Origin of the sequence: Kordia sp. (assembly GCF_965283645.1) — a bacterium.
Classification (GTDB): Bacteria; Bacteroidota; Bacteroidia; order Flavobacteriales; family Flavobacteriaceae; genus Kordia.
In genome coordinates, this window is the sequence record NZ_CBDIPG010000001.1 from 4,274,059 (window position 1) to 4,298,748 (window position 24,690).

Consider the following 24,690-nt stretch of genomic DNA (forward strand, 5'->3'; position numbering starts at 1 on the left):
TTAGATTTTACTAGCAGTAAAAAATAAGTTATGGCATGCTGAACTTAATTCAGCATCTCACAAAGTTTAGTATAACGTATTATGAAAAACATCATCATTACAGGAACAAGCAGAGGAATTGGCTTCGAAATGGTTCACTTATTTGCCAATGCAGGACACAATGTTTTAGCCTTGTCCCGAAACCAAAAACCAGTTTCCAACTTAACTTTTGAAAATATTACATCACTTGCATTCGATTTAAGCAAGCCAGAAGATTATGCAAAAGTGACCACTTTCGTGGAAGAAAACTGGGAACAAGTAGATGTTGTTATTCACAATGCAGGTGCGTTGCTAAACAGACCTTTTGCGGAAACCACCATGGAAGATTTCAAATGGATTTACGAAGTCAATGTATTTGGCGTTGCCGAATTGAGCAGAGTATTAACTCCATACATGGTTTCTGGAAGTCACGTCGTAACCATAAGTTCTATGGGCGGAATTCAAGGAAGCATGAAATTCCCTGGGTTAGCCGCATATAGTTCATCTAAAGGAGCTGTAATTACGTTGGTAGAATTACTAGCCGAAGAACACAAAGATGCTGGAATCGCGTTCAATGTACTTGCTTTGGGCGCGGTACAAACTGAAATGTTGGCAGAAGCATTTCCAGGCTATCAAGCACCATTAAGCGCTTTAGAAATGGCGCAATATATTTTTGATTTCTCGCTGCACGGAAACAAATATTACAACGGTAAAATAATGCAAGTTTCGAGTTCGACGCCTTAAGGGTACAGTTTTGAGAACAAGTTTATGTATATCTGTTTTCGGTCAAAGAGTTACTACGTAATGCTGAATTTAAGTAGTCAGTAATTAGAGATTAGAACAATTTATTCCTCTTCTTCAAAACGGGTTATACCTTTAAATTCAAAATTGATCGGTTTAACTTTATTGATACTTTCAAATTCAATTTGATATTCGCCTTTGTCTTCGTTGACTTCAACAATTTTTCCTTGTTTCCACACTTGATGCTGTACTAAATCGCCAACTTCAAATCGTTTTTCAATGACTTGTTGATTCAATTCGCGTTCAAGTTGTTCTCTTGCATCATCAATAAGTTCTTGACTCAAATCTCCTTTGGTGACAAAAAAGTTTTCATTAATTTCAAATAAAAAACGTGAAGGATATTTTCGCAAGCCTGAATAATTATATCCTTCAGATTCTGTCATGTAAAAAGCTTTTTCAGCTCTAGTAATCGCAACATACGTCAAGCGGCGTTCTTCTTCTAATGCTTTTTTACGCCTTTCTTTTAGCGACATTGAACTTGGTAAAATTCCATCAGTAAAACCACAAAGAAACACATACGGAAACTCTAACCCTTTCGAAGTATGAATGGTCATTAATTTAATCCGATCATTTCGATCGTCATGTATATCCATATCCGTATAGAGCGCAATTTCTTGTAAATATTCAGTCAAATTAAAAGGTTCTTCATCTTGATTTTCGGATACAATGATAGCATTTTGAAGTTCCTTAATATTGTCAAGTCTATCCGTATCGCCATCAGTTCTGTACAATGCTGAAATACCACTTTCGTCAATAATCTTTTTTACCAAATCAGAAACTAACAACTTCGTTTTTAATTTTTTAAACTTTGTAAGTAAGGCAAGAAATTCAATAGCTCCTGTACGATGCAAATTCTTTTCTGAAATATTTGCTGTCAATGCCGCATACAACGAACTATTTTCTTTCGCAGCAATAGTTGCCAGATTTTCAATGAACTTTTTGCCCAAACCTCTACTTGGTGTATTGATAATTCTTAAAAAAGAAAAATCATCTTCAAACTCTATCAATCGTAAATAGGCAAGAATGTCTTTAATTTCCTTTCGTTCAAAAAATCGAATGCCACCAAAAACGGTATACGGAATATTTTCTCTAATCAATGACTGTTCAATATGCCGTGAAACAAAACTTGCTCTATACAAAACGGCAATGTCTGAATGTTTGGAATTTTCTTCAGCAATCAAGCGTTTAATTTCATTGGCAACCCACAAACCTTCTTCAAAATCATTTTGTCCGTGAAAATGGATCACTTTTGCACCTTCTAAATTTTCAGTAAACATATCTTTGTCTACTCTAATTTTATTTTTCTTTATGATATGATTTCCGAGTCCTAAAATATTTGGAGTAGAACGGTAATTCTGATTCATGATAATGGTTTTAGAATTCACAAATCGTTTATCAAAATCCACTAAAATTTCAGGTTTTGCGCCTCGCCACTCGTAAATCGTCTGATCAGGATCGCCAACAACAAACAAGTTTTGATGAAATTTAGAAAGCATTTCCATCAACATAAACTGTTTCTGAGAGCTATCTTGTGTTTCATCAACTTGAATATAGTGCAACCGCTTTTGCCATTTTTCAAGTATATCGGCATTATGGAGAAATATATATAAAGTAAAATTAAGTAAGTCGTCAAAGTCTAAAGCAAAATTCCGTTGTTGTTTTTCCAAATACCGAAGAAATATTTTTTCAATTGGATCGTCCGTTTTTTTCTGTTTCGATTCTAGTACATACTGTACATATTCCTGCGCACTTTTTTCTTTGCTGATGTAGCGTAAAACTTGTTTAAACGTAAAATCTCTAGATGTTAAACCAAGTTCAGTATACACTTGTCGAAGAATCGTTTTTTGATCTTCCACATCCATAATAATAAAATTTTTAGGATATTGAATCTTATTAATATCTTCTCGTAAAACGCGTACACAAAACCCATGATAGGTAGTAATGTAATTTAAATCAAAACCATCACCGACCAATCTTTTAACTCGTTTGCGCATTTCTTGTGCCGCTTTATTGGTAAACGTCACACACAATATATTAGAAGCGCTAATTCCCAAAGCTTCCACTATATACGCGTATCTGTTCGTTAATGCTTTTGTTTTTCCAGAGCCTGCGCCAGCAATCACACGTACAAAACCTTCTGTTTCGGTAACAGCTTCCAATTGTTGTAAATTTAAATCTTTGGTAAGTTTTTCAATACTTGTCATGCGGATTTATATATTTTAGCTAAGAGTTTATTCTTCTTCTATAAAAATAGCACATATCTCATACATTAACAATGTGGATTTCCTTAAGTCATTAAAACAATACCTAACTACAGTTCATGTAAGATAAAAAATAGTAATGAAGCATACATAATATTGAACACATGAAAACATTACGTCGATTTTTATAGTAATGTCGTAAAAAGTACTTTGGATGTCATATATTGAATGTTTATAGTTGCTACTAATCTTTATTTACAAGTTTTTATGAACCCAATTTCAATACTAATTGATAAAATAAACAATGAAAATCTTTGGGATAAAGAAATTCACTTAGAACGAAATGAATATTTAAAAGTAAAAGGAAGTATTGATACCAATATCTATTTGGTAGTGGATGGAAGTTTGCGAATTTTTGTCATTGATAGTTACGAAGAACATACAATTAGATTTGGCTATCGAAATAATTTGATAGCATCTTTAGATTCATTTTTGAACGGGAAACCATCCGAGCTTTATATCCAAGCATTGAAAAAGGCAACTGTAAAAGCAATTCGAAAAGAAAATTACACTGCTTTTATTGAATCATCAACTGAAAATAAAAAATTGTGGCTTTCCATTTTAGAAAGTTTTGTGTTGCAACAAATGGAACGAGAGCGAGATATTCTAACCTCATCACCTGTAGAAAGATATACTAGAGTGTTACAACGAAGTCCGCAACTCTTTCAAGAAATCCCAAATAAATATATTGCTTCGTATTTAAGAATGACTCCAGAAACGTTATCGAGAATTAAAAAATCTTAATTTCAATCAATTTTTTTCTCAGAATGGATGCTGAAATTTGTCAAAAAAAATAATGGTATCTACATCAAAAAAAATATTACAAGATTTATTAGAATTGACACGAGAAAATTTAAACGCTGTCGAAAGTTTAAAGAATCAACCTATAAGACTTCTTAACTGGAAACAAGATACGACAAGTTGGAGCGTATTAGAATGTATTGAACATTTAAATAGATTTGGAGATTTTTATATTCCTGAAATGACAACTAAAATAGAGACTTCTGTACACAAGAGTTCGGGGGTTTTTAAAAGCAATTGGCTTGGGAAATATTTTAGTAAATCGGTTTCTTATCAAGAAAAACTGAATAAAATGAAAACATTCAAGCCGATGAATCCACTAAACTCAACATTAGATATACAAACTCTTGAAAAATTTATAGATCATCAACATCAAATAATAGAATTATTAGACAAATCAAAACATGTAGATTTAGATAAAACTAAAACAACAATTACCATTTCTAAACTAATTAAATTACGACTTGGAGATACTTTTAGAGTTGTAATATATCACAATGAAAGACATATAAAACAAGCAGAAAAAACCTTGAAAATGGCAAAAATGAGTACGAAATAATAGGTAATAATTTTTGAAAAGTATGTTAAACAGCAATAGTGTTAGATACGTACAATCATAAGAAAATACAAAAAAGGAAGCTGATTAGCTTCCTTTTTCAATTCTATATAATAAAAACAAGATTTACATTTCATCAATAATTTTCTCAATCAGTTCGGTTGTTGAACCATAACTTAATCCTTGTTCTTTTGCAATGTCAACAGCCTTTTTAGCGGTCTTTAAAGCTTTTGTATAGTTTCCTGTTTTATACAGCAAAGCCGCATGCGTATCCACATTATAATACGTAGTTTCAAGCTCAATAGAACGTTCTGCGGCTTTTACAGCTTTCAGTAACACCTTAATATCATTATGATTTTTGTATGCGTTCCACGCTAAGGAATTCAATTTAGTAGACGAATTCCAGATTTTATCTAAATTAGCTTGGCTGAAATCATTCACATCAAAATCGTCAGTAGTGTCAGTAGAAACGGTTGTGCCAGCATCGCCGCCCATGTGTTTTTTAATTAAATTTTCCATTTTCGATTTGCTCATGGCGCCTTCAATCTGTTCCAAGTTAGAACTATTGTAGATAAATAAATAGGTTGGCATTGCAGAAATTCCCAAGGCATCATCTACTTGACTTTTATCTACATCAATTTTATAAAAATCAACACGATCTTTATACTTTGTTACCAATTGTTTTATAATTGGATCCATACGTTTACATGGTCCACACCAAGTGGCATAAAAATCTAAGACGATCAATCGATCATTGTTTACAAGCAATTTTGATTCGGCGGTATCGTCAGACAACTCAGTTTGCGCAATGGAGGGAATCGCAATACAAAGCATTAGCAATAGCAATACTTTTTTCATAATAGTAAAAATTTAATTTGTTTTAAAAATAACTAAAAAAACCATGCCAAAAAATAATAGACGACTATTTTGATGTAATGTTTCTATTTTTAGCTGAACAGCTATATGACTATGTCAAATATTTGTAGTAATTTATCCATCTATAAAACAAGTATTTCTACGGTTTTATGATTAAAAAGGAAAACCTACATTTAAAACACCATAAAATAAAACGAACCAACATTATGAATGGATTACTCTTTCAGTTGCCAAAAAAGGTAACCAAATCAAATCTCAAAGAAGCAATGCAACAAGCTATTGAAATTGAGATTGCAACAATTCCTGTGTATTTGTACACTTATTATTCAATTACCAGAGTTCCGAATCAATCTGAAATAGAAGCACAAATTCTTTCAGATATGCAAGCAACTCAAAAAGGAAAGAAAAATAAAAAAACTGATGCTGAGTTGCAAGAAGCGGCAAAACAATTAGCATTAGATATAATGGTATTTGCAAACAAATCAGGAGCCTTAATCATGAGCGTTGCCGTAGAAGAAATGTTGCACATGTCGTTATCTTCAAACATAAAAAATGCACTAAAATCTCCGTATGGCGGAATTCCAGAATTAGTCGGAAAAACACCAAAAGTATGGCCAGCCTATTTACCAGGACATGTTCCTGCATTTGAAATAAATAGAGGCAAACTTAGCAAAGAACAATTACATGCGTTTCTATTAATTGAAAGCCCATTACCATTTAAAAATGAGGAAGGAGAAAACGGAAAAGCCATTGAGTACACAACAATCGGAGAATACTACGATCAAATTATAAAGTGTATCAAGGATGAATTAAAAGATTCTGACTTCAATGCAAATGCGCCACAATTACTGCCCGAAAAAGGATACTATGCGCAAAATAATATTGATACAGTATATTATGATAAAAATCACAAACCTCAATTTCCAAATGAAGATGATAGCGGCGGATTGGTGCATGTAAAAGGTAAAAAATCTGCCATTCATGCAATGGAAGAAATCATTGAGCAAGGAGAAGGCGCAACAGAAACCATAAAGCTAGATGTAAATGGAAAACCTATATTTAAAGATAAAATAGTAGGCGATCATTTAGCGCCAGATGGTACAGTTGTTTGTCCATTATTTCCATTAGATTCAGGAATCGTAAATCCAAACGATTTTGATGATAAAGACAAAAAGGAATTGTCTCATTTTGATAAATTCTTAGAAGTATACTGTACAATTGAAAGAACAAATCATGCATTACATCAATTCTTAGGAACAAAAGATTTCGATTTTACAAAATACTTCGTAAAAGACATTCCAACAAACCCAAGTACATCAGACTATCCAAAAGCAATTCAGGATGTATCCAATCTTACAAATGCAGTGTATACGTATATTTTTGTCATGGCAGAAGCATGTTACAAAACTGCTGGACACAAACAATATGAAATCTTTATGTTTGGAATTCACAAATCAATGATTTGGATTCTAAACATGTTAAGTATGACTATGACTGGATTATCGTACACAGATAGTAGCGGAGAAAAACAAAGTGTTTCAGCAACATTTGAAGACTATACATTTGCAAATTCGTCAAGTCCAAAATCACAAATTATTGACTTAGCCGGAATTGCAATGGCTTCTAGTAGTATTGTATCGCAAGGAATCTTAGATCGTATCAAAGACTTGCCAGATGTGCCTGTAGAAGCATATTTAGTGGAAAACAATAAAGGGGTTTTATAATTAAAAGGATAAAAAAAGATGAAAGATTTTAAATATAGCGCGGCGAATAGTTGCGGAGCAAATAGTTGTGGAAGTAGCGGCGGAAGCAGTAGTAGTGGATCAAATGGTTGCGGAAGCGGCGGCGGTACACCATCAAAACAAAAAGACATTGCAGTACCTTTAGAATTACACGCGTGTATGGGGTTAAATGCTTGCAAAGGACATGATCGTTTCGGAACCAACGATTGCGCTGGTTCAGGATACTGTGCAACAGAAGTTCATAGTTGTCATACCTTAAACAATTGTCGTGGTCAAGGTGGTTGCGGATTGTATGGAGATTCAGAAGAACAATGCAAACCAGGTGCAAATGATTGCGCATGGCAAGGAAGCTGCGGAACGCCAATTCCTGCAGAACGCTTCATGACTCAAGGAAAAAACAAAGGAAGAAGTGTATGGCTTTTGGCACGTAAACTTTTTGAACATCGAATGGATACATCTCGTAGAACGGTAAAAAATGCACCTTTTCAATATGGACCACCAATAGCATGGTTAAAAGCAAATGGTAGAGGAGAATCTTGTGGAAGCAGTGGCGATAAAAACTGTTCTTTTGGTGTAAATGATGCCGCAAGTGATGCAAATAAATTTTGTATAGAAAGCAGTAAAAAAATGAAAAACACGATTGAAAATTGTGGCTGTGATGATGAAAAGAAAGATTCCAAAAAAATAGGATATAAAAAATAAGTTGCAAATATAAAAGAGTCTAGAATATAGCGTCAAGGCTCTTTTATATTTTCTGAATCGTCATTACGAACGATAATGAAGTAATCTAGCTTGCCATCAGCTTTTACAAATTCTCACAATGACATAGATTTAAAGGAAAAAAAGAAATCTATATTCGGTATAAAAAATGAAAAAAACAGTACAACAATTGCCCGATTTAGGTTTGGGTTTAGGCTTGCGTGGAGAACATTTCAATCATATAATAGAACATACACCTGCGGTAGATTGGTTTGAAATCATTTCAGAAAACTTTATGGATTCTGGTGGAAGACCACGATATGTGCTAGATCAAATTGCAGAAAAATATCCAATAGTAATGCATGGTGTTTCAATGTCTATTGGAAGTACAGATGAGTTAAATTTTGAATATCTAAAACGATTAAAAAATCTAGCGAAAGCGATCAATCCAAAATGGATAAGCGATCATTTGTGTTGGACAGGCGTGTTAAGTTTAAATTCTCACGATTTATTGCCTGTAGCGTTAAATGAAGAAAGTTTACAGCTAATTACTACGAAAATAAAACAAGTGCAAGACTATTTAGAACGTCCATTAATTCTAGAAAACCCAAGCACGTACTTAACGTTTCAACAATCAACAATTCCGGAATGGCAATTTTTAAAATATATGGTAGAAGAAACCAATTGTGGATTGTTATTGGATGTAAATAACGTCTATGTTTCTTCGTTTAACAATGAATTTGATCCTGTGGAATACATAGAAGGTTTGCCGCATGAAAGTATTGTACAAATGCATTTGGCGGGTCATCAACACAATGGTGATCACATTATTGATACGCATGATAGTCCTGTCGTTGATCCTGTTTGGGAATTATTCAGCCTAGCATGGGAACGCACGGGCGGAACGTCTACGTTATTGGAATGGGACGGAAATATTCCCGCTTTTGAAGTCTGTCATGCAGAATTGTTAAAAGCTAAAAATTATATGAATGGTTTCAAAAAAGATAAAATTTCTGAAAGTAAAATTCAAAAAGTAGCAGAAACGGTTTCCAATCCAATTGATTTTATGGTGACAAATGTTGCAAAAGATTTTGTAGAATAATGGAAATCAAACGAGATACATCGCGAGAAGCAACACAAAAAAGTTTTGCAGAAATTCAACAATGGATGCAACATCAATTACTACATCCACAATTTGGAAACGATTATGAAGACTATGTAAAATCGACTTCCAAACTTTCAGCAAAGCAACATGTACAAATTTATCAACGTAGTTATATTGCACGTTTGCGCGATTGTATGGTAACACAATTTCCTGCGTTGCGTCATGCTTTGGGAAAAGAATTATTCTTAGAATTTGCCGATTTATACCTAGATCAATATCCTTCTAAAAGTTATACGTTGGGCGATTTAGGACAGAATTTTGGTAAATTTCTTGAAGAAACACGTCCTGATAAAGATGCTGAGGTAAAAGAATCGTGGCCAGATTTTATGATTGAACTCGCCGAATTTGAATATTCAATTAATATTATATTTGATGAAAAAGCTACTGAAAACCATCAATCTGCAACAGCGGAAACCGAAGAAGACGACTTGAAATTGGTTCCTGTATTTCATTTATATACACATGAATATCCAATTAGTTTGTATTACAAAGAAGTGGTAAATGACAGAAATCCTGCATTGCCATTTGAAACAGAAAGCTATTGTGTGTTATTGCGGCGCGATTACCGATTGGGATTGTTTGAATTGCATCCTGTACAATATCATTTCTTGGCAAAATTAAAAGAAACGCAGTCTATTTCTGAAACGAAACAATTCTTCATAAAACAACATAATTTTGACACAACTGAACTCGAAAACTATTGGCAACAATGGAAAGCAAAATGGTTGGAAGAAGGTTTTTTTATTGAGAGATAGCTTTTTCATTCCTGTGAAGGTAGGAGTTTTAGCACTTCAAAGTGGATTGTATATTTTTTGAACCGTCATTGCGAAAGTTTTAAAAAAACTTGCAATCTGTTACTTAATAAGCAAATTACTTCGTCGCTCACTTCTCGTAATGACATATTAAAACAATCTAACAATCTATGTAATTTCCAAGAACTTCTCGATACAATTTTCTTTCGAAAATCACACGAAGTGACGTTTTAAAAAAGAATATTTCAACACCCCAAAATCTAATTACTTTAAACTTTCAAACGAAAACGATGTGTTCATTTTCACTTGGTTATCTATCACAATCATTGTACGTTTAATTACAACCAATGCGCTATCTTTTTGAGTGTATTTTGAATTGATAAATGTTGTATACAAAATTTTCTGTGTCGTAATACTATCGTTTCGTTTAAGCATGTTTCCTGAACGTTCAATCTCCTTAATTTCAATTGTTTTGATAGAATCTGAAAGTGTAAAATTGAATTTGCCAGAATTTGCCAATTGTTCTTTAATTGCTTCTTGAAATTCAGGATGTTGTATTGCTAAAATTGTGGCTTCATAATTGGCTTGCAACTTTTCTTCAATCTCTGTATTGATATCATCAAGTGAAAAGTTAATCTCTAGTTTTTTTGTGTCTGTTTTTCCATCAGCATCATCTATCAAACTGCTTTCGTCAACTTTGAAGTCTTCAGCTTCAACGGATTTTTCTTCTGTAGGAACTCGATCAGCATTCCGATTATTCGAACACGAAAAACACAAAATGAAACACGCTATGTACACAATCTTTTTCATCATTGAATCATAAATTTAAGTTTCACAATCTTGTTATTTGTATAGACTTTATCCAGAATTCGCATCTTTTTTAAGCTACTTGTCGGAATTGTTAATAAGTTGATAAATTCCTTTTTGGTGTACATTTCAATACCAATATTATTTTTAAAAGCTCTGTAAATTTGCGCATTATCAGAAATCAATTCGTTCAATTGCGCACGGCGTTTTTTCCAATCGTCTTTATTGCCGTTTGCATAATATAACAACATTAATGCATAATCATCAGTGTGTAATTGAACCGTTTTGTGAGTACTCGAATTGATATGGCGAACAATCGTATCTGTTTTATGATAAGGCGATTTTACCACAAATTTCAATTCGTTTTCAGGAGTTGTATAGGAAAAACAACCCAAACTATCTGTCTTAAAATACAAAGACGATTCATTGGTAAGAATCACTTCAATATCTAACGGAATTTTGGTAATTGCTTCACGCTGATCGGCATCTGTAAAACAAAATGAAAAAGTATTTTCTTTTGGATATAAACTATAAATTCCAAACGCAACTAACGGAAGTAGCAACAGCCAAATAAACTTACGAGCAGGTTTTTTAACTTGTTCAATTTCATTTCCAACTTCAATTTCAACTTCAGTATGTTTCTGTATAAAATCATTCCAATGTTCATGCCCAACATACATACTTAACAAATTGAGCATGTCTACACGTGGCAACTTTTCGGCATCATTTTTAATGTATGTGTAAAACCATTTTTCGCTAATACTATCGTTGGTTTTGCTACGTAAATCTTCTTGAAAATCTGTAATTGTATTTCCTTTCCAATCACGAATATCGTTTGAAGCCGCATGCGAAGCCAAAAAAGTAGTCGCAATTTGCTGTTTCAAAAGTGAAAAGTAATATGTTTTTTCTGTGTTCAATTAAAATATAAAAATCAGGTAATCAGTTATTTGTATTTTGTAAATTAATTTACAAAGCCGCTACAAGTCATTTACAAAGCTTCACGGTGAAACTCCTTTAGGTTTGTATTCGTAATCCTTAAAAATATAAAATTATGAATGCAATCACACTAAAACGAATCGTAAAATCATACTTATTATTATTTCTATTCTTGATTTCTTTATCATGTAACAGAAGTTCTGATCATCTTTCAGAAGAATTTGCACTAGAAAACGTTGATCTCAGAAATGATTATGATGGTGTTGATGATGATGAAACAAAGAATGCTGACAAGAAAGAAAATTTCACAGTAGACACAAAAGGGTTAACTTCCGAACAAACCAGTCGTTTAAGAGTGTCTAATATTCCGAAAGATTTAAAAATTATCAAAACGGCAAGTACGCGATATAAAGTAAAGAATATTGAAAAAGCATTGGCAGAAATTAAAGAAGTAATGTATTTAAATGGTGGTTATATTTCTGAGTTGCGATATGACAAGAATTATCAGGAAAAGCAAAACAGATTTACTATAAAAATTCCAAAAGAAAACTTCGACATCATGTTAGATGGCATTCAGAAATTTGCCGAAGAAACTGATTATGTAAATATTTCTACAACAGATGTTACTGAAAAATACATGGACGCACAATCACGTTTGCAAACGAAGTTGGAAGTAAAAGAACGTTTGGAGGCAGTTTTGCGTAAAAATGCAAAAACAGTAAAAGATATTTTAGCAACAGAAAACGAATTGCGTGTCATTCAAGAAGAAATAGAAGCGACGCAAGGAAAAATAAAATACATGAGTAATAGAGTTGCGTATAGTACAATTCAGGTTGAAATTTATGAAAAAATTACATATAAGGAAGAACCAGTTTCATATGAAAAAGGATTTGGAGCAAAAGCAAAGGAAGGACTAATTGCAGGTTGGGAATTCATTCAAGGAATTGCAATAACGCTTTTATACATTTGGCCAATTATTTTACTAGGTATTATTGGGTTTATCTTTTTTAGAAGATGGAGAAAAGCAAAGCAGTAAATAGCATGCAATTTATAAAATATGGGCAACAGATAACTCACATTCCGTGAATTGTCGGTTGCTCTATTTGGTTAAATTATCTCCTTTCAAAACAAATTGTTACTTTTGAATCGTGAAAGATATTCTAGCCAAATACATTCCTGAACGTGCTGTTGATCCTACTTTTGAGCTTATCAAACAACATCAAGTACACTTAAAAATTGTAAATCAGCGTGTTACACGACATGGTGATTACCGTAGAATGTCTGATGGAAGGCACATAATTACGGTAAATGCTGGTGAAAATAAATACCGATTCTTCGTTACCTTGATTCATGAAATTGCACATTTGGTAGCGTATGAAAAATTTGGACGACTTATAAAACCGCATGGATTAGAGTGGAAACAGACATTTCAGCAATTAATGTTGCCATTTATCAATCCGCAAATATTTCCAACCAGAATATTGCCAGTTGTGGCAAATCATTTCAAAAATCCGAAAGCAAGTAGTGATACAGATGCAAAATTTGCGTTAGCACTTAAACAATACGATCCAGAAAATGATAAAAATTATGTATTCGAAATTCCACACGGAAGCACGTTTCGATTGCACAACGGAAAAATATTCAAGCGTGGAAACAAACGTGTAAAACGCTATGAATGTCAGGAAGTTGCTACAGGACGCGTTTACTTATTCAATCCAAATGCAGAAGTAGAATTGTTACGGAGTTGAAGCATCTTCACGTGCTAGAATTTCAGGAAGTGTACTTTGCCAATCCATAGATTCAAATTTGTCTAAAATTCTATTATTCTTTCCAATCACATAGCAAATTACTGAACAATATTCTTTTCTATAGATCTTATAAAACGTCTTATTAGCCTCATTTTCCATATCAATTTGCCATACGTCGCTTGTTTGTTTAATATTTGAATCAATACGGAAAACGTTTAAGTCCTTATAGGTTTCGGCTATTTCTTCAAAAACGGTTACAGAATCTTCAAGACCTGAACAACCACAGGAATTTACAAGTAATGTAGTTGTATTTGGAAGGTCAGCACTTCTAATTGTGTCTTTTTTGGTAGTAACTACTTCAAATTCGGGAGCAATCATTCCCGCTTGTGTTCCTTTTTTAGAAGTAAAATTATTTTCTTTTACCAATGTAACTGTAGTTCCATCATCGGTAATACTTTGAAATTTATAATACGTTTCATCTAACTTTACAAACTCACCTAACATAATTTTATCACGATGTGTAATGGTATCTTTTATATTACCTCGATCATTTTTTAAGACCAATTGTGGATCAATATTATATGAAAAACTCATGTTTCTAGGAGCCGCAATACTAATTTCAAAGCTGTTGTTATCAATAGTAAATGTACCTGAAACATGATCGCTTCTACCGTATTGTAAATCACCATATATAGTTCCAATTTTCAGCCAAGAAGAATCGATAACAATTTCGTTCCCTACACGTTTGGAATAGCTGCACGGTATCAAATTTTCTGATGAAAACCATGCTATTTTTTTAAAAGCTCTAACTTTATCATCTGTTAAATTCTTATTATTATTTTCATCAACTATAAAAACTGGTTCTCCGTTTTTAGTTCCTTTAATAATAATTACATAAAAATTATCTTTTTGCTTTAGGTCAGTATCAAAATAACTATGTTTTATATCTTCAATTTCTGTTGATAATATTATATCATTTGAAAATGATTCGGTAAGATTTTTAAATGCTATTGGCGTAACGCCTAGTGAAAACAAACCACCTCCTTTTTGCTTTTCTGTGGAAATGATCAACGTGTCAGCAGTAGCTAAAAAACTATTTGCAGCAGGTATTTTTTTGTCGTTTTGACAGGAAGTAAGAAAGCATAACATAAAAAGAAAAATACTGTAGTATACTGATTTCATGAAATATATTTTTGTTAAATGATTAAACTACTATTTGTAAAACGATGTTGAAAGCTATCTATTATAAATGTTGCAAAAGTATGTCAATACGATACGTTTCATTTTTAAAAAAGTCAAGAAACTTTACAATAATGGTTATTTACCGAAACAAAGCTGTTAATAATCTAAACTTTTATTATTTTTTTCAGCAATCTGTATTATATTGCTTACGTAACTTAAAAACCTACCACGAATACACATGACAATGAACAAGAATTATTATGCAATTCTGATGGCTGGCGGCGTAGGATCGCGCTTTTGGCCTGTAAGTACTTCAAGCTTTCCAAAGCAGTTTCACGACATGTTAGGAACTGGAGAAACGCTTATACAAAAAACATTTAGCAGACTGAGTAAATTAATCCCAAAAGAAAATATTTACATTCTTACCAATGAAAAATACAACGATTTGGTGTTGGAACAATTGCCAGATGCTACACAAAAACAAGTAGTGTTAGAGCCTGCTATGCGAAACACGGCACCGTGTATTTTATATGCTTCTTTAAAAATTCAAAAGATAAACCCAAATGCAGTGATGGTGGTCGCGCCAAGCGATCATTGGATTGAAGATGAAAATGCATTCATTAGCAATTTGCAAACATCTTTTGATAAATGTGAAAAAGAAAATGTATTAATGACGTTGGGAATTCAGCCTACATTTGCCAATACAGGATATGGATATATCAACTTTGAAAAAAGTGAAAATACAATCAAAAAGGTACACCAATTCACAGAAAAACCAGATTATGAAACGGCTAAAACATTTGTGGCAAGTGGAAATTATCTATGGAATGCAGGAATTTTTATTTGGAGTGTAACTACAATAATTACCGCGTTTCAAAACTTTCAACCAAAACTATACGAACTATTAGATAAAGGTTTTTCAGTATATAATACAGACTTTGAAGACGATTTTATTCGTGATAATTACGGTCGAGCCGAAAATATTTCTATCGATTATGCAATCATGGAACATGCATCACATGTGTACGTTGTACCTGCAACATTTGACTGGAATGACTTAGGAACTTGGGGTAGTTTATATGACAAGCTTAACAAGGAAGAAAACGGAAATGCTGTTGTAAATGCACAAACTATTTTACAAGATGCAAGCGGAAATATGATTCGTACAGCTGGTGAAAAAGTGGTGGTAATCGATGGATTAAATGATTATATTGTCGTAGATAAAGAAGAAGTTTTACTGATTTATCCCAAAGCGAAAGAGCAAGATATTAAGAAAGTATTACAAAAAGTCAAAGACACCTTTGGTGAAAATTACGGATAAAATATATGAGTACAGAGGAAGAAAATAAGTTCAACTTCTCAGAAGAAGAACCAAAAAATACAGGGGAAACAAAGCCGCCGACAGACGCAAAAGGTTTATGGCAAGGCTTGAAAACGTTTTTATATGAATTATTAGACATTCGACACGATGTTGATAAAGATCAAACTATAGAAGATGTCAAAAAAGACATTCCATTTAAAGGTGCAACTGCTTGGATTTTAGTCTGTTCCATCTTTATTGCATCCGTAGGATTGAATGCAGATTCAACAGCAGTTGTAATTGGAGCCATGTTAATATCGCCACTAATGGGACCAATTTTAGGAATGGGAATGGCGATTGCTATTAATGATATTTATACACTTCGAAAATCCTTAATCAACTTTGGTGTGATGGTATTTTTGAGTGTGTTAACAGCTTTTTTATTCTTTAAATTTTTTCCTTTACAGACAGATTCTTCTGAATTATTAGCACGAACGAAGCCAGATATTCGTGATGTATTAATTGCATTTTTTGGTGGTTTGGCATTAATCATTGCCCGAACCAAAAAGGGAACAATTGCTTCTGTAATTTTTGGAGTAGCAATTGCAACTGCCTTAATGCCACCATTATGTACTGTAGGTTTCGGACTCGCAAAAGGAGGATCGTTAGGATGGGTATATGCAGGTGGCGCGATGTATTTATTTATTATAAATACCATCTTCATTGGATTAGCGACGTTTTTAGTATTGAAGTTATTGCGTTTTCCAATGTTAAAATATGCAAACTCTGCCAAACGTAAGCGTATTTCACAGTTAGCTTCTGTAGTGGCTTTAGCTGTTATGATTCCGGCAGTTTGGACATTTTGGGATGTATTACAAACCAGTAATGTTAATAGAGAATATGATTTATTTATTAAAAAAATAATCGCCAATGAAAAAGTATGGCTTCACAAAGAAGGTAAAGACGGATTAGACATAGAGAATAAAAAAATCAGTCTATATTTCAATGGAGAAATGTCGGATGCTTTAATATCAGAATATAAAAATGAGTTAAAAGGCTATAGCTATATTAAAGATTTTGAATTAGAAGTTGGAGCAAGTAATACTAGAAGTGTTGATAAAATTTCAGCAGCATTAGATAGAGCGTATAGCGATTTGGATAATAGTAGAAATATTATTGACGGATTGCAAAAACAGATTGCCGAACTTAAGCAAGAAGTTTCAGATCTTAACTCTCAAATAGAATCGAAAGCTTCACTCGAAAATGAAAACTATGTTGCGTTTAGTAAAGTTGCCAAAGATGCTAAAATAAAATATACAGATTTACGCCAATTTGGATTTGCCAGAATGTTGAATTCAAAAGATTTTATAAAAGTTGATACCATTCCGGTAGCCGCTGTAAAATGGAATCCAGCATTGACAGATAGTGTACAAACACTTAAAGAGAAAGAATTGGAAACTTGGTTGCGTAACGAGTTATCACTCGATACGTTGATTATTGAACGAATTAAATAGAAAAATAAAATAATGAGTAATTGTAATGAAGCGAACTTTTGAGTTCGCTTTTTTTATGTTAAAAGCTGAAATTTTCTTTTTGCTAAAAGCTTATTCATCCAACTCTTTCAAATATACTTCTCTAACTTTTTTGAACAAATCTGAAGAATATACGAAGTCTGTCACTGATTTGTTGTCGGTTTTAAATATTTGTTTATTGGTGCCTTCCCAAGCTTTATGACCGTTTTTTAAGAAAACAATCTTTTCACCAATTTCCATTACAGAATTCATATCATGTGTGTTAATCACAGTTGTAATATCGTATTCGTCAGTAATTTCTTGAATTAAATTATCAATAATGATTGCCGTTTTCGGATCGAGTCCAGAATTTGGTTCATCACAAAATAAATATTTTGGTTTCATTACAATAGCACGCGCAATTGCCACACGTTTTTGCATTCCACCAGAAGTTTCTGCAGGGAATTTATGATGTGCATCTACTAGTTTAACCCGTTTCAATACGAAATCAACACGGTCTTTCATTTCGCTTTTAGACTGATTGGAAAACATGCGCAATGGAAACATTACATTTTCAAAAACGGTCATTGAATCAAACAATGCACTTCCTTGAAAAACCATTCCAATTTCCGTACGCAAGTCGCGTTTTTCTTCATCAGTTAAATCTTTATGATTTTTCCCTTCAAAAATAATATCACCTTCTTCTGGCGTAAATAATCCGAGAAGCGATTTTAAAAAAACTGTTTTTCCAGAACCACTCTGACCAATAATCAAATTGGTTTTTCCTTTGTAAAACTTCGTTGAAATTCCTTTCAGAATTTCAACACCGTCAAAAGATTTTTTTATGTTTTTTACTTCAATCATTTAAGTCAGTAATAATTGTGTGATGATATAATTCAATAAAATAATAACAACACTCGTCCATACAAACGAAGTTGTACTTGCTTTTCCAACTTCCAATGCGCCACCTTTCATGTAATATCCAAAAAAAGAAGGAATTGTAGCCAAAATAAATGCAAATATAAATGTCTTTAAAAAGGCATATGCAACATGAAAAGGGATGAAGTCAATTTGTAACCCTTCAATAAAATCAGCACTCGTTGAAAAACCTCCGTAAATAGAAGCAACCCAACCACCTAAAATTCCTAAAAACATAGAAATTGCAATGATAAAAGGATATAGTGAAAGCGCAACAATTTTTGGAAATACTAAATAATTCAAGGAGTTTACACCCATAACTTCCAACGCGTCAATCTGCTCCGTAACACGCATAGATCCTATACTAGATGTAATAAATGAACCTACTTTTCCTGCCATAATGATAGAAATAAAGGTAGGCGCAAATTCTAAAATAACAGATTGTCTTGTGGCAAAACCAACTAAGTATTTAGGAATTAATGGATTGTTAATGTTTAAAGCCGTCTGAATAGCAACAACACCACCAACAAAAAAGGAAATAAAACAGACAATTCCTAGAGAGCCAATGATCAAATCATCAATCTCTTTAAAAATAAGGTGTCGTAGCATGGACCATTTTGTCATCTTGCTAAATACGCTTCTTAACATCAAAAAATAGCGTCCTATATTTTCTAGGTAAATCATGGGTTAAAAATACATTATTCGGGCAACCTAATAAAATAATTCAGGTATTTAATGTTTAGATAAAACTAATTGAAAGAAAACGATTATTTTTGAATCGCCATAGAAATCATTCATAATTGAATTCTAACAAACGATAACGACAAAGCCTCATCATGAAAAGAGTCATATTTTTAAGTATTCTATCCTTTTTCTTTCTTCAATGTATATCTGTTAAACAGAAAGTGAAAGCCACACCAACAAAGACTGAAACTGCTACAACAACTGTAAAAACACCAAAATTAGTGGTTGGAATTATTGTAGATCAGATGCGATACGATTATTTAACACAGTTTGAAAATAAATATGGAGAAGGCGGATTTAAGCGTATGATGAATGAAGGCTACAATTGTAAAAACAATCATTACAATTACATTCCAACCTATACAGGTCCAGGACACGCGTCTGTATATACAGGGACAACACCAGAAAATCACGGAATTATTGCAAACGATTGGTACGATAAGTTTGCGAAAAAGTTTGTGTATTGTGCTTCGGATGATAGATATACATCTGTTGGAGTTACAGATAAGTACGAAGGAAAAATGTCGCCAAGTAGAATGCAAACCACAACCGTAACAGACCAATTGCGTTTGGCAACACAACAACGCGGAAAAGTAATTGGAATTGCCATAAAAGATAGAGGCGCAATTTTACCAGCTGGTCATGCGGCAAATGGTGCGTATTGGTTTTACGGAAAAGACAAAGGAAACTGGATTACAAGTACGTATTATACAAAAGAATTGCCAACTTGGGTACAAACATTTAATGCCGCGGATGAAGCAGAAAAGTATTTAACGACTTGGAATACATTATATGACATTCATACATATGCAGAAAGTGGCTCCGATGTAAATACATATGAAGGAACATTTAAAGGAAAAGCCAATGGAAGTTTTCCGTACGATTTGGCGGCTTTAAAAGATAAAAATGGTGGTTTTGATATTATAAAAGCAACTGCATATGGAAACAGTTTAACTACTGATTTTGCTATTGCGGCTATAAAAGGTGAGCAATTAGGAAAAGATGCTACACCAGATATATTAGCAGTAAGTTACTCAAGTACAGATTATGTTGGACATAAATTTGGTGTAAATTCGAAGGAAATTCAAGATACATATTTACGATTAGATAAAGATATTGAGCGCTTATTTGCAAGCTTAGATGCAGAAGTTGGAAAAGGAAATTACACCGTATTCTTAACAGCTGATCACGCCGCTGTTCATGTGCCATCGTATTTGGAAAGCATGAAAATTCCGGCAGGATATTTTAGTAACAAAGCATTAAAAAAACATTTAGTTGATTTCTTAAACACAACTTACGGAAGCGAAAAATTGATTGAAAATATTTCAAACGGACAAATATTTTTAGATCACACAGAAGTAAATCGTTTAAAAATTGCAGCTATAGCTATAGAAAATGTATTGCAAACGGAATTACTAAAATACGATCAAGTTTCAAAAGTATATACACGTACAACGTTAACTTCGGGCGAATTTACAACAGGAATTGCCGCTGCTTTGCAAAAAGGATTCAACCAAAAACGTTCAGGTGATGTTTGTTTTGTATTAAATCCGGCAACAATTTCATATCCGCGTACAGGTTCTACACACGGTTCAGGATTTAACTATGACACGCACGTTCCGTTATTATTCTATGGAAATGGAATTGAGCAAGGAGAAACATTACAACGTACTGTAATTACAGATATTGCACCAACAATTTCGGCAATTTTAGGAATTTCGTTTCCAAATGGAACTACAGGAAATCCAATTGAGCAAGTATTAAAAAACTAGGCTCTAGTTTCTAAATATAATTGATACATAGCAATTACTTTCTTTTTACTTCGAACAGAAGTTGAAATTTCGGCACCATTACACATATATATAATTCCGTCTTTTGAAATAACTGAAATATGTTTCATGTTCACCAGTTTTGAGCGATGAACTCTATAAAAACCTTCATCTTCAATGAGGTCTTCAATGCGTTTTAAATTTCTAGAAGCTAAATATTGATCGCCATGTATTGTATGAATAAATGTATAACTTCCAGAAGCGTCGCAGAAAATAATATCTTTTAATTTTATAGGAACATAATCATCTTTAACAATAATGTTGATGATTTGATTTTTTGACTTAATTTGATTTTTAAACGCCATATATTTTTGTACATCAAATGACGTTCGTTTCACGAAATACATGTCTAACACCTTTTTTAGTTCATGTTCTTGAACAGGTTTGTTAAGGTAATAAAACGCAAAATAATCCATGGCACGTTCCTTATAATCTAAAAAACCTGTGGTAAAAATGATTTCAAAAGGCATTTCACGCTTCAGTTTATCGAGCACTTCAAAACCACTTCCGTCTTGCAATTGAATGTCTAAAAACACAATATCGGGTTTATTTGTTTCAATCATTGTCACAGCATCGTCAACATTAGATGCTGATGCAAGGACTTGAATGTTAGAATGATTCTTTGTAAGAATTGATAAAAGATATTCCATTGAAGATTTTTCATCTTCGACAATAACTGCAGTAATCATGTGGATATTGTTTTTACTTGACAACGGGGAACGAAGGATAACATTGTCAGCAAATTACGGTTAATTTATGAAAGATCGTAACTTTTTGTAAAAAATAAGAGATATTAATCGTTAATTTTCTTACGATTTGAAAGAGAAGGGCTTTTTTAATTTGCTCAACATTTTAGAGCGCCTGTATTTTCTAATAAAAACACCTTGTGCTGGCGTTACCAAGAAATCAACTTTGTTGTTTTTTGCAAGCCAATATCCTTTTATATAATCAAAAAATAATGAAACTCTTTTTTTAAGGAACGCCAATTTTAAGGACGATATGAGCGTGATCATAAAACCATACCGAAGTCTGTAGAAAGCTTCTCCCTGTCTGTACATGGCTTTTTTATTATACGTTGCGCCAGTTGGTTTTAAATGTTTGGTCTTTAAAGAAGTATCCGTTTTAATTTTCCAACCATAATACTGAGCAAGCAATTCGTCAACAGTATCCCAACCCATTGCTTTTTTAAGTCCGCCAATATCTATAAAACATTGTTTTCGATAGGCTTTTAGCGCACCTCGCACATGATCTTTATCTGTTAAATTTTCCAATATCCACGTTGTCCCTTTTTGGATGTAGCAAAATCCGCCAGCAATTCCAACTTCGGAATCATTCAAAAAATGATTGCAAATAGTTTCAAAATAGTTTTCGGGTAAAATGATATCAGCATCCAGTTTTACAATTACATCATACGTATCGTCAAGTGTTTCAAAACCTTTGTAAAATGTATTGATAACTTTGCTTCCAGGCAAATGTTCATTAGGTGCATTCGTATTTACTTTTGTAAAAAATGAATAGTTCTCAGTAAACGTATCAATAATTTTTTCAGTACCATCAGAAGAATTATCATTCACCACCACCACTTTTGCGGGCAATTTTGTTTGTTGCACAACAGAAGTCAGCGTAGCATTGATATGCGTTTCTTCATTATGTGCAGGAATGACAATATAAAACTTCATTCGGTTAAAATTAGTTCGTAAGTAAGGTTACTGAAATCATAAAGAATAGGCTATTATTTTGATGCTTTACGTTCTGCATACACAGCGTAGTAACGAGGAATTAAGTGACGTAAAATTGGGCGTGGCGCAATTGGCGGACGTGAAGGGTTTGTCCATTTTTTAGTTTTAACAATGTCCCATCCTGCTTTTTCCAATAACCAATCAAATTGCCAATCTTCAAACTCGTGGTAATGTCTGTCCCAAGGATCTGTTTTACTTCTGTAAGCTGTAGCAAACCACAAACGCAACGGAACTGTTACAACTATTTTTGTAGCTTTAATTTCTTTTAAAATATTAAAAGGAGCAACCAAATGTTCGAAAATTTCAAATGCAGTTACTACTTCTGCATCACTTTGTTGTACTGAAGAAAAGTCTTCATCCAAATCTTCACCATTCGTATTTTCAACACTATACCCTTCTTTCGTCATAATTTCAGACAACGGATTTGAAATTCCTAAATCTAAAATTTTTGAACCGCTAGGGATGACTTCTTTCAGAAAATCAATCGTATGTCGATACCGTTTATGTGGAAAAAATTTATTGTACATGTAATGCTAATCTTTGTGTTACAAATATATACAAAAGAGTTGTTAGATACTTGCATTATTGCATTTTTAGTTACACTGGATTTTTGGGTAAATTTCACGGTTAAATTTGCCAGATTTATAAAAATTAGATCTGTTTTGTACGGAAAAACTAAGAATTGAAAACAAACAATGAACAAGCAACACTCAATAATTATTTAATCTTTCCGTCATTTAATCTAACAATACATACATTTATGTAAATTTGCCACGATAAGGAAAGTAACGATTGGAAAAAAAGCAACAAGAAGTATCATCACAAGCGCTCAAGTTTAGCGTCATCAATTACATTGGTGCGGCAATTGGTATTGTGTCTACGCTTTTTATTTACCCAAACAACAAAGAGTTTTTAGGAATTATCCGATACATTTTTGATGGTTCGCAAATTTTAATGGCGTTTTTTGTATTTGGAACCTCACAATCGTTGGTCAACTATTTTCCACGTTTTAAAGATTCGGTAGAAAAACGGAACATATTTTTTTCTTCAACACTAGTAATTGTCATCATTAACAGTATTCTGTTTTCAATAATCTTTTTACTCTTGGCAAATTCTTTATCAAGCGTATTGCCCAATTTTCATGCGTTTGATTATATTGAATATTCTATTGTTGTTGGTTTTGCTTTCGCGATTATGGACGTGAGCAAACGACAAGCATCAAACTATAAAAAAATTGCGATTCCGACCGTGTTAGAGCGTTTCTCTATCAAAGTATTTTTTCCAGCAATATTTTTACTCTTATTAGCAGGAATTATCTCAGTAGAAACAGGAAAGCTACTATATACAAGCTGTTTTGTAATTCTATTGATTGTTGCCTTATTGTATGTGAAAAAAGTGGCAAATATTCAATTTAATTTTAACTATAAAAATGTATTTGATACTACGTTTCGAAAAGAATATGTAACCTATAGTGTCTTTGCTTTTTTAAGTATTTTAGGTTCATTATTAGCGTTTAAGATTGACGGAATTATGGTGCCAAACTTGATAGAAGTAGACGCAATGACCGCAAACGGAACGTATAGTATTGGTGTAGTTTTAGCGGGAACATTGGCAATTCCGGCAGTTGGTTTGTATACCATTTACAGTCCAATTATTAGAGAATACATTGCAAAAGATGATATTGTTTCCTTAGAAAAAAAGTACAAAGAAATTTCAATGTTATTATTTGCGCTTGGCGGATTTTTACTGAGTTGTATCTTTTTAGGAGTAGATGATTTATTTTCAATTTTACCCACACGCGAAAATTTGCTTGATACAATTCCTATAATTTTAATTTTGAGTTTTAATGTGGTAATTGATATGAGCACTTCGTTCAATTCGCACATATTATTATATTCAAAATACTATCGTTTCAACATGATTGCGATTGCTATTTTGGTGGTATTGAATATTGTTTTGAATATTTATTTTATCAAATATTTAAATTTTGGAATAGAAGGCGCGGCGTATGCAACATTGATTTCCATGACATTGTACAACAGCGTAAAGCTAATTTTTATCTATTCAAAATATAAAATTCAACCATTTACAAAAAAGCATTTCATACTGTTAGTGGTCTTGTTAGGAAGCGTTTTTATATTGCACAACATTCCAACAACAAACAATACTATTTTAGATATCATTCTTAAAGTTGGAACGTGTATGATTGTAAACGGATTCGTGATTTATAAACTGCGTATGATTCCAATGGTAAACGATTGGATTTCAGATAGAATAGGCGTGAAGTAGTTTCTTATGACTACTT

General features: G+C 32.8%; 23 protein-coding genes. 13 read left to right on the forward strand and 10 right to left on the reverse strand.

Translation table 11 applies throughout. The features are described from left to right. Positions 1–81 precede the first annotated feature (81 nt). Entirely contained in the window at positions 82–762 is a 681-nt protein-coding gene (locus tag ACQ654_RS19035; protein WP_430411929.1) for an SDR family NAD(P)-dependent oxidoreductase, read from the forward strand. A 101-nt stretch (positions 763–863) separates the two neighbouring features. Here ACQ654_RS19035 and ACQ654_RS19040 read toward each other — a convergent pair whose 3' ends face one another. Then, positions 864–3,023, reverse strand: a complete 2,160-nt coding sequence (locus ACQ654_RS19040; protein WP_430411930.1) for an ATP-dependent helicase — start codon at positions 3,021–3,023, stop codon at positions 864–866. 264 nt (positions 3,024–3,287) lie between these two features. Here ACQ654_RS19040 and ACQ654_RS19045 point away from each other — a divergent pair, with 264 nt between their 5' ends. After that, on the forward strand, positions 3,288–3,824 hold the full coding sequence (locus ACQ654_RS19045; protein ID WP_430411931.1) for a Crp/Fnr family transcriptional regulator: 537 nt from the start codon (positions 3,288–3,290) through the stop codon (positions 3,822–3,824). Positions 3,825–3,876: 52 nt separating this feature from the next. Beyond that, complete coding sequence (locus ACQ654_RS19050) at positions 3,877–4,440, forward strand: DinB family protein (protein ID WP_430411932.1); 564 nt, start codon at positions 3,877–3,879, stop codon at positions 4,438–4,440. A gap of 123 nt (positions 4,441–4,563) precedes the next feature. Here ACQ654_RS19050 and ACQ654_RS19055 read toward each other — a convergent pair whose 3' ends face one another. Further along, the gene (locus ACQ654_RS19055; RefSeq protein WP_430411933.1) at positions 4,564–5,295 is read right to left on the reverse strand and encodes a thioredoxin domain-containing protein; all 732 of its coding nucleotides are present in this window, start codon (positions 5,293–5,295) and stop codon (positions 4,564–4,566) included. A gap of 224 nt (positions 5,296–5,519) precedes the next feature. Here ACQ654_RS19055 and ACQ654_RS19060 point away from each other — a divergent pair, with 224 nt between their 5' ends. The 4 genes from ACQ654_RS19060 to ACQ654_RS19075 all read left to right on the forward strand — a co-directional run bounded on the left by ACQ654_RS19060 (position 5,520) and on the right by ACQ654_RS19075 (position 9,674). Next, positions 5,520–7,037, forward strand: coding sequence for a ferritin-like domain-containing protein (locus ACQ654_RS19060; protein WP_430411934.1), 1,518 nt, complete (start codon positions 5,520–5,522; stop codon positions 7,035–7,037). Positions 7,038–7,055: 18 nt separating this feature from the next. After that, positions 7,056–7,757, forward strand: coding sequence for a hypothetical protein (locus tag ACQ654_RS19065; RefSeq protein WP_430411935.1), 702 nt, complete (start codon positions 7,056–7,058; stop codon positions 7,755–7,757). A 166-nt stretch (positions 7,758–7,923) separates the two neighbouring features. Continuing rightward, positions 7,924–8,856 (forward strand): MNIO family bufferin maturase, encoded by a 933-nt coding sequence (bufB, locus tag ACQ654_RS19070; protein ID WP_430411936.1) that lies wholly within the window; start codon positions 7,924–7,926, stop codon positions 8,854–8,856. Continuing rightward, entirely contained in the window at positions 8,856–9,674 is an 819-nt protein-coding gene (locus ACQ654_RS19075; RefSeq protein WP_430411937.1) for an HvfC/BufC family peptide modification chaperone, read from the forward strand. Before bufB ends, ACQ654_RS19075 begins: the two co-directional genes overlap by 1 nt. A 261-nt stretch (positions 9,675–9,935) precedes the next feature. Here ACQ654_RS19075 and ACQ654_RS19080 read toward each other — a convergent pair whose 3' ends face one another. After that, positions 9,936–10,484, reverse strand: a complete 549-nt coding sequence (locus ACQ654_RS19080; RefSeq protein ID WP_430411938.1) for a hypothetical protein — start codon at positions 10,482–10,484, stop codon at positions 9,936–9,938. Continuing rightward, a complete protein-coding gene (locus ACQ654_RS19085) occupies positions 10,481–11,362 on the reverse strand; it encodes a hypothetical protein (RefSeq protein ID WP_430411939.1) in 882 nt (293 codons plus the stop codon). The genes ACQ654_RS19080 and ACQ654_RS19085 overlap by 4 nt, the downstream gene beginning before the upstream one ends. Before the next feature lie 167 nt (positions 11,363–11,529). Between ACQ654_RS19085 and ACQ654_RS19090 the strand changes: the two genes are divergently transcribed. Beyond that, entirely contained in the window at positions 11,530–12,450 is a 921-nt protein-coding gene (locus ACQ654_RS19090) for a DUF4349 domain-containing protein (RefSeq protein ID WP_430411940.1), read from the forward strand. 112 nt (positions 12,451–12,562) lie between these two features. Next, positions 12,563–13,162, forward strand: a complete 600-nt coding sequence (locus tag ACQ654_RS19095) for a SprT-like domain-containing protein (protein WP_430411941.1) — start codon at positions 12,563–12,565, stop codon at positions 13,160–13,162. Here ACQ654_RS19095 and ACQ654_RS19100 read toward each other — a convergent pair. After that, positions 13,151–14,344, reverse strand: a complete 1,194-nt coding sequence (locus ACQ654_RS19100; protein WP_430411942.1) for a hypothetical protein — start codon at positions 14,342–14,344, stop codon at positions 13,151–13,153. The two genes, ACQ654_RS19095 and ACQ654_RS19100, sit on opposite strands and share 12 nt — an antisense overlap. 244 nt (positions 14,345–14,588) lie before the next feature. On the opposite strand from ACQ654_RS19100, the gene ACQ654_RS19105 reads away from it, so the two are divergent. Together ACQ654_RS19105 and ACQ654_RS19110 are read left to right on the forward strand one after the other, a co-directional pair. Continuing rightward, positions 14,589–15,665, forward strand: coding sequence for a mannose-1-phosphate guanylyltransferase (locus ACQ654_RS19105; RefSeq protein ID WP_430411943.1), 1,077 nt, complete (start codon positions 14,589–14,591; stop codon positions 15,663–15,665). A gap of 5 nt (positions 15,666–15,670) precedes the next feature. After that, positions 15,671–17,158 carry a DUF389 domain-containing protein gene (locus tag ACQ654_RS19110; RefSeq protein WP_430411944.1) on the forward strand — a complete coding sequence of 496 codons (1,488 nt, stop codon included), beginning with the start codon at positions 15,671–15,673 and terminating at the stop codon, positions 17,156–17,158. Between the two features lie 90 nt (positions 17,159–17,248). Here ACQ654_RS19110 and ACQ654_RS19115 read toward each other — a convergent pair whose 3' ends face one another. Together ACQ654_RS19115 and ACQ654_RS19120 are read right to left on the reverse strand one after the other, a co-directional pair. After that, entirely contained in the window at positions 17,249–18,019 is a 771-nt protein-coding gene (locus ACQ654_RS19115; RefSeq protein WP_430411945.1) for an ABC transporter ATP-binding protein, read from the reverse strand. Then, a complete protein-coding gene (locus ACQ654_RS19120) occupies positions 18,020–18,757 on the reverse strand; it encodes an MlaE family ABC transporter permease (RefSeq protein WP_430411946.1) in 738 nt (245 codons plus the stop codon). Between the two features lie 152 nt (positions 18,758–18,909). Between ACQ654_RS19120 and pafA the strand changes: the two genes are divergently transcribed. Then, on the forward strand, positions 18,910–20,589 hold the full coding sequence (pafA, locus tag ACQ654_RS19125) for an alkaline phosphatase PafA (protein ID WP_430411947.1): 1,680 nt from the start codon (positions 18,910–18,912) through the stop codon (positions 20,587–20,589). Here pafA and ACQ654_RS19130 read toward each other — a convergent pair. The 3 genes from ACQ654_RS19130 to ACQ654_RS19140 all read right to left on the reverse strand — a co-directional run bounded on the left by ACQ654_RS19130 (position 20,586) and on the right by ACQ654_RS19140 (position 22,912). After that, positions 20,586–21,335: a LytR/AlgR family response regulator transcription factor gene (locus tag ACQ654_RS19130; RefSeq protein ID WP_430411948.1), complete on the reverse strand. Its 750-nt coding sequence runs from the start codon at positions 21,333–21,335 to the stop codon at positions 20,586–20,588. The two genes, pafA and ACQ654_RS19130, sit on opposite strands and share 4 nt — an antisense overlap. Positions 21,336–21,455: 120 nt before the next feature. Further along, positions 21,456–22,325, reverse strand: coding sequence for a glycosyltransferase (locus ACQ654_RS19135; RefSeq protein ID WP_430411949.1), 870 nt, complete (start codon positions 22,323–22,325; stop codon positions 21,456–21,458). Between the two features lie 53 nt (positions 22,326–22,378). After that, positions 22,379–22,912, reverse strand: coding sequence for a methyltransferase (locus ACQ654_RS19140; protein ID WP_430411950.1), 534 nt, complete (start codon positions 22,910–22,912; stop codon positions 22,379–22,381). A gap of 265 nt (positions 22,913–23,177) precedes the next feature. On the opposite strand from ACQ654_RS19140, the gene ACQ654_RS19145 reads away from it, so the two are divergent. After that, the gene (locus tag ACQ654_RS19145; protein ID WP_430411951.1) at positions 23,178–24,674 is read left to right on the forward strand and encodes a polysaccharide biosynthesis C-terminal domain-containing protein; all 1,497 of its coding nucleotides are present in this window, start codon (positions 23,178–23,180) and stop codon (positions 24,672–24,674) included. Positions 24,675–24,690: the final 16 nt, after the last annotated feature.